Below are 15,713 nucleotides of genomic sequence, written 5' to 3' on the forward strand. Positions count from 1 at the left end.
CGAAGGGGGTCAGTGCTTTTCGCGGGCTGCCTTGAGCAGCTCGGTGATCACCTCGGGGACGGCGACGGCGATCTGCTCCACGTCGGGCACCAGTTCCTCGCAGGCGATGAAGCCGAAGTCGAGGTTGCCGTTGTTGGAGATCACGGTGGAAGTGAGCCCCGCGCCGTGGAATACCGGCCCGAAGGGGTACATCGAGGCGACGCGTACGCCCAGGAAGTACATGGGGAAGTTGGGTCCGGGCACGTTCGAGATCACCAGGTTGTGCACCACCGGGTGGTGCTCGGCGAGTTTGAACGAGGAGTAGGCGCGCGCCGCGAGCTGAAAGGTGTTGGGCGGGGCGTACTTCGCCCAGTCCTGCAGGAAGTCGGCGCCGATCATGCTGTGCTCCTCCTTGGCACCGCGGTTGTCCTCGGCGATGGCGAGCAGGCGGGCGACCGGATCGGCGATGTCCGAGTGCAGTCGCGCGAAGATCGTGGACACCTTGTTGGTGCCCTCCTCGTGCCGTGAGGTGTCGTGCGTGGAGACCGGAACCGAGGCGATGAGCGAGGTTTCGGGCAGTTCGTCGTGCGATGCGAGGTAGTCGCGCAGTGCGCCGCCGACCACCGCCAGCACCACGTCGTTGACCTTCACGCCGAAGGCCGTCTTTATCTCCTTGATATCGGCGAGGTCCGACTGCACGAAGGACACCGAGCGATGCGGGGTGATAGCTCGATTGAACGGCGTGCGCGGCGCGGTGAAGGGCAGCGGCATACCGCGACCGCGTCCCGAGCGCCGGCGCTGCACCAGATCGCCGAGGATGCCGACGGTCTTGGGCACGAGGCCGACCAGTCCCAGTTTGCCCGGCAGGTGGACCAGGGCGTCCACGGCGAGCTGCACGTCGTTGGGTTCGGCTTCGGGGGCGGGGGTTTCGGCAGGCGGGGTGTGCGAGACGCCCGGCTCGACATCGCACAGGTGCATCATCATATTGGTGCCGGTGATGCCGTCCACGATGGCGTGGTGGTACTTGGACACGATGGCGGCCTTGCCGTTCGGCAGTCCCTGCACCACCCACATTTCCCACAGCGGTCGCCGCCGGTCCAGCGGCTGCCCGGCGATCTCCGCGGTGATGTCGGCCAGTTCCCGGTGTCCGCCGCCCGCGGGCAGCTCGACCCGGCGGACGTGGTAGCCGAGATCGAAGTCCGGATCCGCCGCCCACACCGGATGATCCAGGTTGAACGGCACCGTGTGCAGCCGCCGCGTCATGGCGGGGATGAGATGCAGCCGGTTGCCCAGTTCGGTCTTGAAGGTCTCGAAGTCGAAGTCCACGCCGTCGGCGGCGGGATCGACTATGAGTAGTGCGCACACGTGCAGGAGTTGGGTGTCTGTTTCGAGATAGAGGAAGCTCGCATCGAGCCCGGTAAGTCGTTCCATACCAACACACTATGAGAACTTGTTACCGCTTGCGTGCCGATTGCGGCACGCCGCCGGACCGGCTCGATGCGCTTTCGTTGCCTCAAAGTAGCTTGTAGATAACAAGTTTCATGATGATACAAATAGGCCCCAATTGGGTATCTCTCCAGTAGAACTCGTTGCCGAGCCTATCGGCGTCCGTACCTTGGGTCACATGGCCGGGTGAAGTGTCACTTGTCACTGACAAGAGTCACTCGGCCTCTCACAACGGCGTGAGAGGGTGAGAACAATGGGCGACCGAAAGGTATTGCCGGCTGTAAATTGGCGTATGGCTTGGGGTTTCGCCGCCATGCTGATGGTGGTGAGCCTCTTCTACTACCCCGCTCCGCGGGCGCAGGCGAACTGGTGCGCGGACGTGGACGTGGTGGTGGCACGGGGCACGGGTGAACCCGGCTGGCTCGGAGACGTCGTGGGCAATCAGCTCTACGGCATGCTGCAGGATCGGCTGCCGGTCTCGACGAGCGCGTACCCCGTCGCGTATCCGGCGGACTACAGCTTCAATCTGGGCGCGGGCAGCGCGAATCTGGTGGGGCACTTGGCCGCTCAGGCGGCGGCGTGCCCGGATCAGCGTTTCGTGCTGGTCGGCTACTCGCAGGGCGCGGCCGTGGTGCACGCGGCGCTGGGCACCGGTGCGGTGAGCTGGTACCCCGGCCGGGTGCAGTTGCCCGGCGCGCTCGGGGATCGCGTCGCGGCCGTGCTGCTGTTCGGTGACGCCCTGCAGGCGGCGGGGCAGAGCGTGCCGGGCTGGTACGCCGGTCGCACCGGAACCTGGTGTACCGGTGGGGATCCCATCTGCGGTGCGGGTATGAACGCCGCCGCGCACGTGACCTACGGCGGCAGTTTCGTCGCCGCGGCGAACTTCGCCGCTGACCGGATATAGGCATCGGGGCGGGCCCGAATCTCGGGAGATTCCAGGTGCTCGCACCTGAAGCCCCGCCTGCCTTTTCCGGTCCGGCTTCCGATGATTCGGCCCGGTGGGATGAGTCCCGCCGGGCCGAATCGCTGTGTGCGGGTGTGTTTTCGGGGTGTTCCCGAGTTACCAGTGCAGCCCGGGGATGGTGTTGGTGAAGCGTGCCGCGCCGCCGGGCAGGCCCATCAGCGGCTGCACGATGGGCGCCAGCGCCAGCAGCGGACTGCGGCCCGCCGGTGCGGCGTCGGTGTCCGCCGCCGCGTCGGGCGTGCCGGCAGTGATCGCGGCCACCGGTGCGGCGGCCTTCGACTCACCGAACATCCGGAAACCCTGGTGCAGGATGGCCCGCTTCACCGACGGCATGACCGTGTCGACGAGTTGCGCGAAAGTCCCGATGGGGGTGTCGATTCGGCTGGGACGGTGCTCGAGCGCGCGCACCACGAGTGCGGCCGCCTGTTCGGGCGAGTGCACGGGGATGGATCGGTACAGGTCCGTCGGGGCGATCATCGCGGTGCGTACCAGCGGCATGCGCACCGAGGTGAAAGTGATTCCGGCGTCGGCGTTCTCGACCGCGGCGATCTCGCTGAAGTTGTCCAGTGCCGACTTGCTGGCCACGTAGGCCGCGAAGCGCGGCACCTTGGTCTGCACGGCGATGGAGGAGATGTTGACGAAGTGCCCGAAGCGCCGCTCGCGCATGGACGGCAGCAGCGCCAGGATGAGCCGGACCGCGCCGAAGTAGTTGACCGCCATGGTCCGCTCGAAATCGTGCATCCGGTCGGTGGAGTTGAGCACCGAGCGCCGGATGGACCGGCCCGCGTTGTTCACCGCGTAGTCGACGTGGCCGTGATCGGCCAGCACCTGCTTGACCAGCAGCTCCACCGACTTCTCGTCGGTGATGTCGCAGACGTACGCCTGCGCTGCTCCGCTGCGCTCGCGCACCTGCGCGGCCGCGGCCTCGATGTCCTCGGCGGTGCGGGCCACCATGAGCACGGTGGCGCCGCGCTCGGCGACCGCGTGCGCGGTGGCCAGGCCGATGCCCGAGGAGGCGCCGGTGACCAGGACGATGCGGCCCTGCAGCGGATCGCCGTCGTGCCGGCGGGCGCGGTCGGGGTCGAGATTGGCGCGCCAGTAGGAGAAGAGCTTGTCGGCGTAGGTGTCGAAGGCGGGCACCTCGATGCCGGTGCCGCGCAGCTGCGCCCGGGTGAAGTCGGAGGAGAACACCGATTCGAAGGCGGTGTGCGGTGCGACCTCGGCGGGAATTCCCAAGCGCTCCAACACCAGATCCCGCAGCGCGGGCACGCCGGGGATGGTGCCGAGGGCGTGCAGGGCGGTGTGGCTGCCCGGCACGGTGCCGATGCCGGTGGGCGCCCCGGCGGCGCGGGCCAGTGCGGCGTAGATGTCGCCGAACGGCTGCGGGTCGGGGTTGGTCAGGTGGAAGGTGCGGCCGATGAGTCCGGGCCGGGTGATGAGCTCGACCATGGCCGCGCAGACGTAGTCGACCGGAACGATGTTGGTCGCGCCCAGGTCCGGGATCGGCACCGGCAGTTCGGACGGCAGCGCGGCGAGCCCGTTGATGGCGGCGAAGAAGTAGTACGGTCCGTCGATCTTGTCCATCTCGCCGGTGCGGGAGTCGCCGACCACGATGGCCGGGCGGTACACGCGCCAGCGCAGGTCACGGCTTTCGCGGACCAGCTTCTCGGCCTCGAACTTGGTGCGGTGGTACGGCGACTCGAGGTTCTGCCCGAGGTCGAAATCGTCCTCGAAGAACTTGCCCTTGTGATCACCGGCGACCGCGACCGAGGAGACGTGGTGCAGGACGGCGCCGAGTTCGGTGGCCAGTTCGACGACCGCGCGGGTGCCCGCGACGTTGGCCGCGTAGGTGCTGTCCTCGTCGGCGGTCATGTCGTAGATCGCGCCCAGGTGCACCACGTGGTCGGCGCGCGGGAGCTCGCGGTGGCCGTCGGCGTCGACCGGCAGGCCCAGGCCCGGCGCGGTGAGATCGCCGACCAGCGGGAAGACGCGGTCCGGCGCGCCCCAGGTCTCGGCCATCTCCCGCAGCTTGGCGATCGACGCCTCGCGAACCAGTGCGTGCACCACGGCCTGCGGGTCCTGCTCGAGCAGACCCGCGACCACCCGGCGGCCCAGGAAACCGGTACCGCCCGTGACGATGTAGGAAACCATCGTCCCTCCTTACGAACTTGTTGGTGCGCAACGTTGTTCGTCCGACATGCGTCGGTGGATGTGGACGAGAAGAAAAAGGGTTGGCCCCTTAGCAGAAAGCCGGGCCGAGGTAGGAACACCATCGTGCCTAACTGGTGAGTAACTTTACCGACCCGAAAATGCCCCCTCAACCAAAACGGGCTTTCCGGCCGTGTGGGAATGGTCACCACGGTGTAATTCGAGTTGTTGTGTGTGACAAGGAGTTTGATGTAACCGGCGGATGCACTAGAAATTCGGAACCGCCCGCGCCGGATCGATCTGTGTGCCCCGTCACGGAAATGCCCGCCATTCGCCACCCGTTCGAATCGCCACGCCGAGCGTGCGAAGTCGCTGGTGAGCGTCTCGCGCGGCAATCTGAGGATATGTTGTTCCAGTCTGATGTCGGCGTCGGATTCGCAGGAGGAAGTCGGTGCTCGTTCAGCTCGACCTACCGCCGTCCGGGGTGCGCACTCGCGCCGAATTCGACTCCCTGCCGGGCCTGCCGCGCGGGTGGGCCTGGGAACTGAGATCCGGCAGATTGGAGCTGACCCGTATGCCCGTCACGTTCTGGTACTCCCGGGCCGTGATCGATGTCCTCGAGTTCTGGCGCCGCTTCGGATACGAGAGCGCCGGCGATCAATACGTGGCCGACAGCGGCTTCGCCCGTGGTGATACCGGGCAGCACAACTTCGTGGCCGACGGCGTGGTGTTCCGCCCGGGCCACCGCCCCGACAAGCACAGCACCACCCACGATCCGGCGCAGATCTTCGCCGTCATCGAGGCGGTGTCCCACGACGCCCAGGTGCGCGACGCCATCGACAAACTGCGCGTGTACGCCGCCCTCGGCATCCCGAACTACTGGATCGTGCGGGGCGACACGACGACCGAGGACATGGACGGATACATCAGCATGTACGAACTCGTCGGCGCAGAATACAGATTGACCGGCAGCCGTCGGGTATCCGAGCTGCCGGCCACCTGAACCCGGCGACGAGGGGCGGAACCATGCGGCAGTCGGCACGCGCGCGCTGGGGCAGTCTGTTGTTCACGGTGATCGTGCCCGGCACCGTCGCGGGACTGGTTCCGTTCCTGATCAGTCGCTGGCGCATCGACCACGATCTGCAGCCCGAGGGCGTCTGGCAGTTGATCGGCGTGCTGCTCATCTTCGCGGGCCTGCCGGTGCTGCTCGCCGCGATCCACCGGTTCGCGACCGAGGGCGTCGGCACCCCCGCGCCGGTGGCCCCGACCGCGCACCTGGTGGTCGGCGGCCCGAATCGGTTCGTGCGCAATCCGATGTACCTGTCGGTCGTGCTGCTGATCATCGGGCAGGCGTTCCTGTTCGGCGACACCGCTCTGCTCTGGTACGGCGCGCTGGTCGCGGCGGCGCAGGCGCTGTTCGTTCGCTTCTACGAGGAGCCCTCGCTGCACCGGCGCTTCGGGGCCGACTACGACCGCTATCGCGCGGGCGTCCCGGCCTGGATCCCGCGCCGCACGCCCTGGCAGCCCTGACGGCCCGCCCGAGCTAACCCAGCCGATAGACCTCGGTGGCGTTGCCCGCGTAGAAGAATGCCGCCTCCTGATCGGTGGCGTCACCGGCCACCAGGTGATCGACGGTGGCGCGCAACTCCGCGTGGGCGTCCGCGCCGCCGGGCACGGGCAGTTCGGAGGCGAACATCAGCCGCCGCCAGCCCCACAGCTGCACGCCGCTCTCGAGCCAGTACTCCAGCGCGGATCGGGTCGGCCGGGGACACAGTGCGCCGAGCCCGGAGAGTTTGCAGAGCCACTGGGTTTCCTTGGCCGCCAGGGTGAGCGCGTGATGCCAGACGGACTTGGCCTCGGAGTCGGCGCCCTGCGGCGAGCCGAGGTGTTCCAGCACGACCCGCAGCGCCGGGTAGCCGGCCAGGAAGTCGATCCAGTCCAGCATCTCCCCGGGCCGCGCCGCCAGATCCAGGACGGCGTCGCGGTCCTGGAGCCAGGTGGCGACGATCTCCGCGGCGGGAGTGCCGGGGGCCACGCCGGGCGGCATCCGGATGCCGCGGAAGGCGACGCTGCGCGCCTGCTGTTCGAGATGGTCGAGCAGTTCGGGCGGGGACAGCGCGGGGTCGATCCCACCGACCAGCACCACCGGGCGCGTTTCGGCGGCGGCCAGCGCCTCGATCCAGCGGGTCTCGTCGAGATAGGCGTGCGGAGCGGTGGCCGCCGAGACGTGCACCAGCCCGGCGATCTCGGTGTCGCCCACGGCGCGGTCGTAATCCGCGAGCCGGAAGCTCTCGATCGCCCCGGGTGCGCCGGCGGCGGATTCGCCCGCGCCGGGATACCACGGGCGGGCGGCGTCCCGCAGGTGCAGGTGGGCGTCTACGACGGGGTGGGTGGGCATCGTGGCTTCTCCTCATCGGTACGCAATCCATGAATAGTCGGTCAGCGCTGGAATTGCGACACATCTGCGCCAATCGCCGGGAATTGGCTCGGATGAGGCGGATTCGGGCCGCGGCGGGTGCTCAGTCCGCGCCGTGCTCGGCCAGCCGGCGGGGTTCGGCTCGCGCCCGCAGCGCGGGGGCCACCGGGCGGCCGTTCAGCAGACCCCGCACGGTGCCCTGCTCGAGGGCCTTGCGGTAGACGATGGCCGCGTCCCGGGCGGCCTCGACGGTGAGATCGATGTCGGCGCCGGTGTGCGCGGCGGAGGTCACGAAGGACTGCCCGAGCACGCCGCGGTCGAGCAGCTCCTGCAGGAACAGCGTCCGATACGACTGTGCGGGAACACCGTTCGGATCCTTGGTGAGAAACACCGCGCAGGAGGGTCTGCCGGTGACGCACAGGTGATCGCCGATGCCGAGTTCGGCGGTGACGGCGTTGACCTCCGCGCGGAGCCGGTGGCCCGCGGCCTCCATCCGGCCGACGGGATCCGTGGTGCGGTAGGCGTGCGCCACCGCCCGGAATGCCGCCAGCGCACCGGTTTCCGGGCCGTGCGTGGTCGAGAGCAGGAACACGCGATCCGCGCCGGTGCGCAGCCCGCCCAGCTCCATGAACTCGCGACGCCCCGCCAGCGCCGCGAGCGGGAAGCCGTTGCCCATGGCCTTGCCCCAGCAGGACAGGTCCGGCCGCACCCCGTAGACGGCCTGCGCGCCACCGGCTGCCCAGCGGAAGCCGGTGATCATCTCGTCGAAGATCAGCAGCGCGCCGTGCCGATCACACAGGGCCCGAACGCCTTCGAGGAATCCGGGCGCGGGTTCGGCGAGCGCGGTGGCCTGCTCCATCACCACGCACGCGACCCGGTGACCCTCGAGCGCGTCGGCCAGCGACACCAGATCGTTGAAGCGGAATCGCACGGTGCGCGGGCGCGGGATGCCCGCGTTCATCGGGGTGGTTCCGATGAACCAGTCGTCCACCGAGAAGAACGGCTGATCGCACACCGCCACCGTCTCGCGGCCGGTGACCGCCCGGGCGAGCCGCACCGCGGCGGTGGTGGCGTCGGAGCCGTTCTTGGCGAACTTCACCATGTCCGCGCCGGGCACCAGCTCCAGGAAGTCCTGTGCGGCAAGCAGTTCGAGTTCGGTCGGGCGGGAGAAGCTCACCCCGTCGGCGATGGTGCGCATCACCGCCTCGACCACCGGCGCGTACCCGTGCCCGAGGGTGACCGACCGCAGACCCATGCCGTACTCGACGTATTCGTTGCCGTCGCAATCCCAGACCCGCGCACCGGCGCCGCGCACCAGGATCGGCGCCATGTGCTCGGGATACTGATCCGCACCGCGCGCGTAGGTGTGCGCGCCGCCCGGCACGACATCGTGCAGCGCGGCCTGAATCGCGTTGCTGCGGCTGAAATCACGCATGCCGAACTCCCTCCTGCGGACGAGTCCCGCCATCCCGCCGGTGCACGCCCCCTGCCCCGCGGCGCAAGTCTATGACACTTCGCCCGCGTGAGCGCGCTACCGCGCAGCCGGTCGCACGGGTGTTCAGAGGGCGTTGGCGAGGAGTGCGTACTGGGCGTTCACCTTCTGCCGGGCGTCGTCCTCGGAGTCCGAATTGACGATGGCCACATAGCGTTTGTAGGCGACGTAGCAGCGGTAGGCGTCATCGGTGGTGCGGTGGAAGCACCTCGCGCCCGGGAGCTCGTCGGGGGCGACAGTGGGGACGAAGGCCGAGCCCAGCGTGCCGGTGAGACCGGTGAGCAGGGTGATCGCCGCGCCGCCGTCACGGGCGCGCAGCAGCGAGCCGTCGTCCACGATGGCCAGGCTGTCCGCGCCGGCGTCGGAGAACAGCCGCTCGGTGCGGGATTGGTCGTAGGCGTTGTGCACGAAGGCGGCGGGGGAGTAGACCGCGAAGGTGTCCGGATCGGGGGTGCGCGAGCCGCGCTGTGCGGTGACCACCCGGGCCAGCAGGTTGTCCGGATCCACCTTCAGATCCGCGATTCGGTCCGCCGGGGTCGGCGCGAAGGCGTCCAGCTGCCGGACCTGGGCGTCGAGGGTTCGGCGGACCCATTCGGTGAGATCGGCGGCCTCGGCGCGGGGTCGCTGGACCAGCAGGGAGATGACGAATTCCCCGTGCGCCATGAAGGTTCCGACGTTCGCGACGCCGGGCCGCCAGTGGATGAAGGCGTCGGGGAAGGCGGCCAGGTTCAGTCGCTCGTTCTGATCCGCGGCGACCGCGAAGTCGACGTCCTCGAGTCCGCGGGCGGCGAGCTTGGCCGCCGCCGCGCTGGGAAAGCGCAGCAGCAGCGTGGTGACCGAGGTCGTGGTGGCGGCGGGCCGGTCGGTTCCGGACGGATCGGGTGCGTCCGCACTGCCCGCCGCGTACCCGGTGATCAATTCCTGGCGTTCGAGCACCGCGGCCGAATCCGAGGCCAGGAAGCTGGTTTCGGCGTCGGCGGCGTCGAGGACCACGCGGCCGCCGCGACCGGAGGTCAGCGCGGCGTCGATCGCGGGCCCGATCGGGACCGCCCCGGACATGCGCATGCCCTCCAGCAGTGCGCCGTTGTCGCGGGCGTCCTGGTCGTAGCGGTAACGATCGACCGGGTACGCGCCTATATCCAGGGTGCGGACGTCGATCTCCGCGGGGACCGGATGGCCGCTGACGCCGCAGCCGGTGAGCCCGGCGAGCAGGACGGCCAGCAGGCACAGGGACAGGGGCGGGGATATGCGGCGTGACGTGCGCGGCATGGTGACCTCTATTCCGCTCGGTCCCGCGCTGCGACCGGGGACCGCTGTCTGTTCCATTGTGCGTTACGGTGATCGGCAGTAGGCGGTAGTCGGAGGTAGTGGGGTGGCCAGAACACTCACGCCGGGGCAGTCATTCGCGGGCTATCTGATCGAACGGCTGCTCGGCGTCGGCGGTATGGGGGAGGTCTATCTCGCCAGGGACCGGGACCTGCCGCGACCGGTCGCGCTGAAACTGCTCAACCCGGCCATGGCCGACAATCCCGAAGTACGCGCGCGATTCCTGCGCGAGGCAGACACCGCCGCGCGGCTGGCGCACCCCAACATCGTCGCGGTCTACGCGCGCGGCCGGGACGAGGACCGGCTGTGGATGGCCATGCAGTACATCGAGGGCACCGATGTGGCGGCCGCGGTGGCCCAGGGCCCGCTGCGGCCCGATCACGCCGTGCGCATCCTCGGTGAGACCGCCGCGGCCCTGGATCACGCGCATCGCGCGGGGGTGCTGCACCGCGATGTGAAGCCCGCCAACATCCTGCTGGCCTGGGGGCCCGAGCAGCGGGTGTACCTGGCGGACTTCGGCATTGCCAAGGCACTGGATCAGACCAGCCAGCTCACCCGCACCGGGGAGATGTACGCCAGTTTCCAGTACGCCGCGCCCGAACAGTTCGAACTGCGCGCGGACACCGATCACCGCGCGGACGTCTACGCCCTGGGCTGCACGCTGTTCCACATGCTCACCGGTGCGCTGCCCTATCCGGGCGCGAGTACGGCGCAGCTGGTGAACGGGCACCTCAACGGCGAGATCCCACGCCCGAGCTGGCGAAATCCGGTGCTGTCCATGGCTTTCGACGAGGTCATCGCGCGGGCCATGGCCAAGGACCGGGATCGGCGCTACGGCAGCTGCGGTGAGCTGGCGCACGCGGCCGCCCGGGCCCTGGCCCAGCCCGTGCGGGTCTACGACGGGCCCGGCCCCGAGACCGACGGCCGGGCGCACCCGGGGTTCGGGACCACCCGGACCGGTTCGGGCGCACCGGGTCCCACCCAACCGAGGCCGACGACCGGTCCCGGTCGCGGGTATCACGGGGGTCCTTCGACGACGGGACCCACGCGCACCGGGTTCGAGCCGACCCGGTTCGCCGCCGCGGCCCCGCCGACCGGTGCCGCGGGGCACAGTGATCAGCCGCACCCCGCTCCGGGTGTGGACCGTGGGAACGTGCCGCCGGTCGACCAGGCTCGGGTGCAGACCGTCCACGGCGGGCTCGGTTCCCCGGTAGCACCGAACGATTCAGCATCGCGCCCGCGGCGTGGCAACCGCCGCCGGTGGCTGATCGCCGCGGTGCTCGCGGCGCTGGTGCTCGCGGCCGGGGTCGGTGTCGGCATGTCGGGCGGCGCCCTGCGGCTGTGGGTCGGCGGCAGTGACAGCTCGACCACCGCGGGCGGCGGCTCGCCCGCGGTAACGGATCCGAGTCAGGCGGCCGCCATCGCGGCGGCGTGCGACTACGGAGTGCTGATGAACACCTACGATTACAGCGACGGTGACGGGTGGCAGCGCAAGGTGCTGGCCGGCGCCACCGGCACCTGGAAGACCCAGGCCGGTCAGATACTGCCCGCGATTCGGTTGTTGCTGGAGGCGGATTCGGAACACACGCGCGGCACCGACGCGAAATGCGCTGTCACCTCGGGCAATTCCACGCACTACGAGCTCACCGTGGACATGACCCTGGTGAACTCGACCCAGGGCAAGCCCGACACCACCGAACAGCAGACCATGACCATGTCCATGGATTACGTGGACGGGCGCTGGCTGTGCAGTAAGTGGGTGAGCCCGCTGTTCCCCGCCTGACGACGCTCGAACCGGCTCCGCGGCTCGCGCGTATGACCTGCCGGCCGGTGCGCTGCCGGTCCCCGCGCCCTGGAGGACACATGCGAGTCGGTACCCGATCGTCGATGAGCCGTGTGCTGGTCGCGGCGTGCGGTGCGGTGGTACTCACCGTCGCGGCGGGCGCGGGAATCACCGCCGCCCAGCCGGGTTCGGACCGGCCGGAGCTGCGGGCCCTGCTCGATCGCGCCGTCGCGGCCGCCGACGTACCCGGGGCGCAACTGGTGTTGACCGAGTTCGGCGGGGACGCCCGAATCGAGAGCGGGGTCGGCGATCTGGGTACCGGCGCGGGCTTCCCCGACAACGCCCGGGTGCGCATCGCCAGCAATACCAAGGTGTTCGTGGCCGCCGTCGTTCTGCAATTGGTCGGTGAGGGCCGGATAGCGCTGGACGAGCCGCTCGAACGCTATATGCCGGGGGAGGTGCGGGGCCCCGGGGGCGACGGCGCCGTCATCACGGTCCGTGACCTGCTGCAGCACACCAGCGGCATTCCGGACTATCTGACCGAGGTCGATCTGGAATCGGTCGAGGCGCTGCGCCGGGCCCGGCCTCCGGGGGAATTGATCGCGCTCGGTCTCGCGAAAACCGCGGAGTTCGAGCCGGGTTCGCGCGCGCAGTACTCCAACACCAATTACCTGATCGCGGGTGAGCTGGTGCACCGGGTGACCGGTGTGCCGGTGGGTATCGAGGTGACCCGCCGTATCCTGCTGCCCCACGGTCTGAACGACACCTATTGGCCGCTGGCGCCGGTGGAGCAGGTGCTGCGCGGGCCGCACGCGCGCGCCTATCACCAATTCGGCGTCGCCCGTGTCGATGTCACCGATATCGACCCCGGGTGGGGCCTGCCCGACGGCGCCATGGTCTCGACCGGCTCGGACCTGAATCGCTTCTTCACCGCGTTGCTGTCCGGGCGGATTCTGGGGCCGGCCGAACTCGCCGAGATGCAGCGCACCGTGCCCAGCGGAGATCTGCGCCGGCAGGAGGAATTCGGGCTCGGTCTGTTCGGCTGGGTCACGTCGTGCGGGGTGCAGGCGTGGGGCCACGGCGGCACCATGCACGGCACCTTCGTGTTCGGCGGCGCGACCGCGGATCGCTCGATCACGGTGAGCATGAACCAGATTCCCGATATTCTCGCCGCGCGTACCGCGGGCGTGGATCTGGACGAGGTCGTGGACACCGCCCTCTGTCGTTGAGACGAGTCCCGTGCTCGCCCGGTGTAGCGCGAAGCTCCCGGCGTGGGTTAGATTTCGCGGAGAATTACCGGCGCGACGCCGGAACTTCGGAAGGACGAGCGTGGGGACTTCTGGCGCGGGGGACGGTGCCGGGGAAATTCGAGTACTGGTCGACAATGGCGAGTACGCACTGCGCAATCGGGGCGATCTGGCCCTGATGGCGATGACGGTGGAGCGGCTGCGGGAGCGCTGGGGACGCGCTCGCATCGGCGTACTCACCGATGAACCGCATCTCCTGCGGGCGCTGCTGCCGCAGGCCGAGCCGATCGCCGCCGGGGGCGGCGGGCACTGGGGCAGAGGCGGTTTCATCGGTCACCTCGATCAGCTGGCGGGTGCGCGGGTCACCGGGCCCGCGGTGCGGCGCTGGCGGCACGTGACCGACGCGCCGCTGGACACCCTGCGCGAGGTGCGCGCCCGGGTGCGCACGGAGGTGCGTTCCCGGACCGGCACCGGACCCGAGGTGACGGGGATGCCGCCGCTGCCCCCGGTGCCCGCCGCCGTGGCCGAGTCCTCGCTGGTGATCGCGCAGGGCGGGCAGTACCTGGCCGACGCGGACCGCTTCCAGGCGCATCGCACCCTGAACCTGCTCGAACACGCGCAGCGCCTGGGCATTCCGACCGCCATGCTCGGACAGGGCCTCGGGCCCATGCGCGATCCCGAACTGCTGCGCCGCGCCGCCGAGGTGCTGCCCGGGGTGGACGTCATCGCGGTGCGCGATCGGCTCTTCGGCCCGAAACTGCTGGCCGAGTTGGGCGTACCCGCCGACCGGGTACTCGTGACCGGCGACGACGCGGTGGAGTTCGGCTATCGGCTGCGCAGTCCCGAGATCGGCGGGGAACTCGGCCTGTGCGCGACCGTCTCGGGCGCCGCGCGCACAGCCCTGGACGCCGCCGTGCGGGTCAGCACGCTCGGTCCGGTGCGGGCGGTCGACAACCGGGCCGGAACGGCGGAGAGCCTGGCGCGCTGTGTGGCCCGGTGCCGCGTGCTGGTAACCGGCGCCTTCCACCCGGCGGTCTTCGCGCTCTCCCAGGGCATTCCGGCGGTGGCTGTAACAGCGTCTCGGCACTACGACGACAAGTTCAGTGGATTGGCCGATATGTTCGGTACCGGGTTGCGCGTGGTGCATCTCGACGCCGACGACCTCGAATCCCGGCTGGCGAACGCGGTCCGGGAATTGTGGGAGGCGGCGCCCGAGCTGCGCGATACCCTGCAGCAGCGTGCCGTCGAGCAGATCGACGATGCCCGAACGGGTTTGGAGCGTGTCTTCCGGCTCGTCGGGGTGCGGTCCGCGAGCCGGTCCAACTGAATCCACTCCAGTGCCCAGGGGGAATGTTGGTCATCCTGTCGGTGTGCGTTCCGGTGCACGAGTCCGGACCCGGCCTGGCGGCGACGCTGCGCTCGATTCTGGACCAGGACACCGAGATCGAAGTGGTGGTCCTGGACAACAGCGGCGGACGAACCGTCGCGGGTGAGGCCGCCGACGGCGAGCCCGCCGACATCGTGGGCGCCTTCGGCGATCCGCGACTGCGACTGGTGCGCAACGCCGAGCCCCTACCCGCCGGGGAGAACTGGAACAAGGCGGTGTGGTTGTCCGCCGGACGCCTGGTGAAGGTGGTTCGCCCGGGCGAGCTGCTGCTGCCCGGGGCGCTGGACAAACAGCGAGAACTGATGGGCGACAACAGCATCGCGGTCTGTGCCGCGCGGCACCAGGTACTCGACGCGCGCGGCCGGATCGTGCGGGCCGACCTGGGCCTGTCGAATCTGCTGGGGCCGTGCGATTCCCGGACGCTGCTGCGGACGCTCGTGTGGCGCGGTGCGGGGGATTTCGGTCCCACCGCCGCCGCGGTCTTCCGGCGCCGGGATTTCGACCGGGTCGGCGGTTTCCGCGGCGATCTGCTCGCCACGCTGGACGTCGATCTGTTCGCCCGCGTGAGCGCGCTCGGCCGCTTCTTCGGCATGGCGGAGAATCTGGCGGCCCGCCGGGCGGCCACCGCCGAGCCGTCCGAGACCGACCTGGTCGAGCTCGGCGAGGCACTGCGCTTCCACCATCGGATGGGAGCGGAGTACCCCGAATTGCTCGGGCGCGCCGTCGTATTGGGCGGCGATCTGCGGCTGGCCCGCACCGCGGTGGAGCGGTTGCGGCTCCGGGCGGCACGTACGCGCCGGCCGGAGCCGCATCGAAACCTGTGACCCGAGATCGCTAGATGGACCGCATCGGTCCGTAGGTGATCACGGTGTCGCCGTTGCTGCTGACGATCTTGACCCACGGGCGAATGGTGACCTGCCCGAGCACGCCGGTCACCGTGCCGTGGAAGCCCGACATCTGGATGAAGCCCTCGAGGCCGGACACCTCACCGCTCGCCGCGGCCACGGTCTGGATGCCGGGCCCGAAACCGGCCTCGATTTCCACACCGGCCTGCGGCAGCAGATTGTTCACCGTCACACCGGGATCGGTGCCGATCTCCACCCCGAGATTCGGTGTCCACCACTGGAATCGCAGCTTGCCGTTGAGCGTCGCCGGATAGCCGACCTGGTACCCGAGGGTCAGCTCGCCGGACCAGTCCTCGGCCTTCGGGCCCGACACCCGGAAGGCTGCCTTACCGTTGTGGAACCATTCGCGGGTCAGTGGATTGCCGTCCAGCGGCGGGACGAAGTCGATCCGGGTATCGGAGGCGATGGCCTCCACGGTGCGCTCCTGGCGGTCGACGATCGAGTTGCTGCTGTCGATCCCGGCCACCGAGGTGCTCGTCCCCACCGCCAGTCCGACGCCGATCGCCATGGCGACGGCCATGGTGCGCGCGACCACGCGCTGCTTCGAGCCTGTCATGCTGTTCCTCTATTCCCTCATCAGGTGTTGCGTCGTAATCAGTACGCGTGCAAAGAATTCCCTA

At 69.5% G+C, this 15,713-nt stretch carries 13 protein-coding genes; 7 read left to right on the forward strand and 6 right to left on the reverse strand.

What is annotated here, in order from left to right:
- Window positions 1–9: 9 nt before the first annotated feature.
- Window positions 10–1,410: a WS/DGAT/MGAT family O-acyltransferase gene (locus ACWIGI_RS01810; RefSeq protein ID WP_454200422.1), complete on the reverse strand. Its 1,401-nt coding sequence runs from the start codon at window positions 1,408–1,410 to the stop codon at window positions 10–12.
- 307 nt (window positions 1,411–1,717) lie between these two features.
- Between ACWIGI_RS01810 and ACWIGI_RS01815 the strand changes: the two genes are divergently transcribed.
- Window positions 1,718–2,329: a cutinase family protein gene (locus tag ACWIGI_RS01815; RefSeq protein WP_454200423.1), complete on the forward strand. Its 612-nt coding sequence runs from the start codon at window positions 1,718–1,720 to the stop codon at window positions 2,327–2,329.
- 156 nt (window positions 2,330–2,485) lie between these two features.
- On the opposite strand, the gene ACWIGI_RS01820 is transcribed toward ACWIGI_RS01815, so the two are convergent.
- Window positions 2,486–4,540, reverse strand: coding sequence for an SDR family oxidoreductase (locus tag ACWIGI_RS01820; RefSeq protein WP_454200424.1), 2,055 nt, complete (start codon window positions 4,538–4,540; stop codon window positions 2,486–2,488).
- A 448-nt stretch (window positions 4,541–4,988) separates the two neighbouring features.
- On the opposite strand from ACWIGI_RS01820, the gene ACWIGI_RS01825 reads away from it, so the two are divergent.
- Both ACWIGI_RS01825 and ACWIGI_RS01830 read left to right on the forward strand, forming a co-directional pair.
- Entirely contained in the window at window positions 4,989–5,540 is a 552-nt protein-coding gene (locus ACWIGI_RS01825) for a Uma2 family endonuclease (protein WP_454200425.1), read from the forward strand.
- Between the two features lie 23 nt (window positions 5,541–5,563).
- A complete protein-coding gene (locus ACWIGI_RS01830) occupies window positions 5,564–6,067 on the forward strand; it encodes a methyltransferase family protein (protein ID WP_454200426.1) in 504 nt (167 codons plus the stop codon).
- A gap of 13 nt (window positions 6,068–6,080) precedes the next feature.
- On the opposite strand, the gene ACWIGI_RS01835 is transcribed toward ACWIGI_RS01830, so the two are convergent.
- From ACWIGI_RS01835 to ACWIGI_RS01845, 3 genes are all read right to left on the reverse strand, one after another.
- Window positions 6,081–6,935: an amidohydrolase family protein gene (locus tag ACWIGI_RS01835; RefSeq protein WP_454200427.1), complete on the reverse strand. Its 855-nt coding sequence runs from the start codon at window positions 6,933–6,935 to the stop codon at window positions 6,081–6,083.
- 121 nt (window positions 6,936–7,056) lie between these two features.
- The gene (locus ACWIGI_RS01840; RefSeq protein ID WP_454200428.1) at window positions 7,057–8,388 is read right to left on the reverse strand and encodes a glutamate-1-semialdehyde 2,1-aminomutase; all 1,332 of its coding nucleotides are present in this window, start codon (window positions 8,386–8,388) and stop codon (window positions 7,057–7,059) included.
- A 123-nt stretch (window positions 8,389–8,511) separates the two neighbouring features.
- Window positions 8,512–9,771 carry a DUF7373 family lipoprotein gene (locus ACWIGI_RS01845; RefSeq protein WP_454200429.1) on the reverse strand — a complete coding sequence of 420 codons (1,260 nt, stop codon included), beginning with the start codon at window positions 9,769–9,771 and terminating at the stop codon, window positions 8,512–8,514.
- Window positions 9,772–9,817: 46 nt separating this feature from the next.
- On the opposite strand from ACWIGI_RS01845, the gene ACWIGI_RS01850 reads away from it, so the two are divergent.
- From ACWIGI_RS01850 to ACWIGI_RS01865, 4 genes are all read left to right on the forward strand, one after another.
- The gene (locus tag ACWIGI_RS01850; RefSeq protein WP_454200430.1) at window positions 9,818–11,554 is read left to right on the forward strand and encodes a serine/threonine-protein kinase; all 1,737 of its coding nucleotides are present in this window, start codon (window positions 9,818–9,820) and stop codon (window positions 11,552–11,554) included.
- 104 nt (window positions 11,555–11,658) lie between these two features.
- The gene (locus ACWIGI_RS01855; RefSeq protein ID WP_454200431.1) at window positions 11,659–12,783 is read left to right on the forward strand and encodes a serine hydrolase domain-containing protein; all 1,125 of its coding nucleotides are present in this window, start codon (window positions 11,659–11,661) and stop codon (window positions 12,781–12,783) included.
- Between the two features lie 100 nt (window positions 12,784–12,883).
- On the forward strand, window positions 12,884–14,128 hold the full coding sequence (locus ACWIGI_RS01860) for a polysaccharide pyruvyl transferase family protein (RefSeq protein WP_454200433.1): 1,245 nt from the start codon (window positions 12,884–12,886) through the stop codon (window positions 14,126–14,128).
- 23 nt (window positions 14,129–14,151) lie between these two features.
- On the forward strand, window positions 14,152–15,012 hold the full coding sequence (locus ACWIGI_RS01865) for a glycosyltransferase (RefSeq protein ID WP_454200434.1): 861 nt from the start codon (window positions 14,152–14,154) through the stop codon (window positions 15,010–15,012).
- Window positions 15,013–15,022: 10 nt separating this feature from the next.
- On the opposite strand, the gene ACWIGI_RS01870 is transcribed toward ACWIGI_RS01865, so the two are convergent.
- The gene (locus ACWIGI_RS01870; protein WP_454200435.1) at window positions 15,023–15,649 is read right to left on the reverse strand and encodes an MspA family porin; all 627 of its coding nucleotides are present in this window, start codon (window positions 15,647–15,649) and stop codon (window positions 15,023–15,025) included.
- Between the last annotated feature and the right edge of the window lie 64 nt (window positions 15,650–15,713).

It is taken from the genome of Nocardia sp. NPDC055321 (assembly GCF_053645575.1).

Excerpts from the sequence above, each read along its gene's own strand:
- ACWIGI_RS01810 (WP_454200422.1), bottom strand. The coding sequence starts at position 1,410 with ATGGAACGACTTACCGGGCTCGATGCGAGCTTCCTCTATCTCGAAACA.
- ACWIGI_RS01815 (WP_454200423.1), top strand. The coding sequence starts at position 1,718 with ATGGCTTGGGGTTTCGCCGCCATGCTGATGGTGGTGAGCCTCTTCTAC.
- ACWIGI_RS01820 (WP_454200424.1), bottom strand. The coding sequence starts at position 4,540 with ATGGTTTCCTACATCGTCACGGGCGGTACCGGTTTCCTGGGCCGCCGG.
- ACWIGI_RS01830 (WP_454200426.1), top strand. The coding sequence starts at position 5,564 with ATGCGGCAGTCGGCACGCGCGCGCTGGGGCAGTCTGTTGTTCACGGTG.
- ACWIGI_RS01835 (WP_454200427.1), bottom strand. The coding sequence starts at position 6,935 with ATGCCCACCCACCCCGTCGTAGACGCCCACCTGCACCTGCGGGACGCC.
- ACWIGI_RS01840 (WP_454200428.1), bottom strand. The coding sequence starts at position 8,388 with ATGCGTGATTTCAGCCGCAGCAACGCGATTCAGGCCGCGCTGCACGAT.
- ACWIGI_RS01845 (WP_454200429.1), bottom strand. The coding sequence starts at position 9,771 with ATGGAACAGACAGCGGTCCCCGGTCGCAGCGCGGGACCGAGCGGAATA.
- ACWIGI_RS01855 (WP_454200431.1), top strand. The coding sequence starts at position 11,659 with ATGAGCCGTGTGCTGGTCGCGGCGTGCGGTGCGGTGGTACTCACCGTC.
- ACWIGI_RS01865 (WP_454200434.1), top strand. The coding sequence starts at position 14,152 with ATGTTGGTCATCCTGTCGGTGTGCGTTCCGGTGCACGAGTCCGGACCC.
- ACWIGI_RS01870 (WP_454200435.1), bottom strand. The coding sequence starts at position 15,649 with ATGACAGGCTCGAAGCAGCGCGTGGTCGCGCGCACCATGGCCGTCGCC.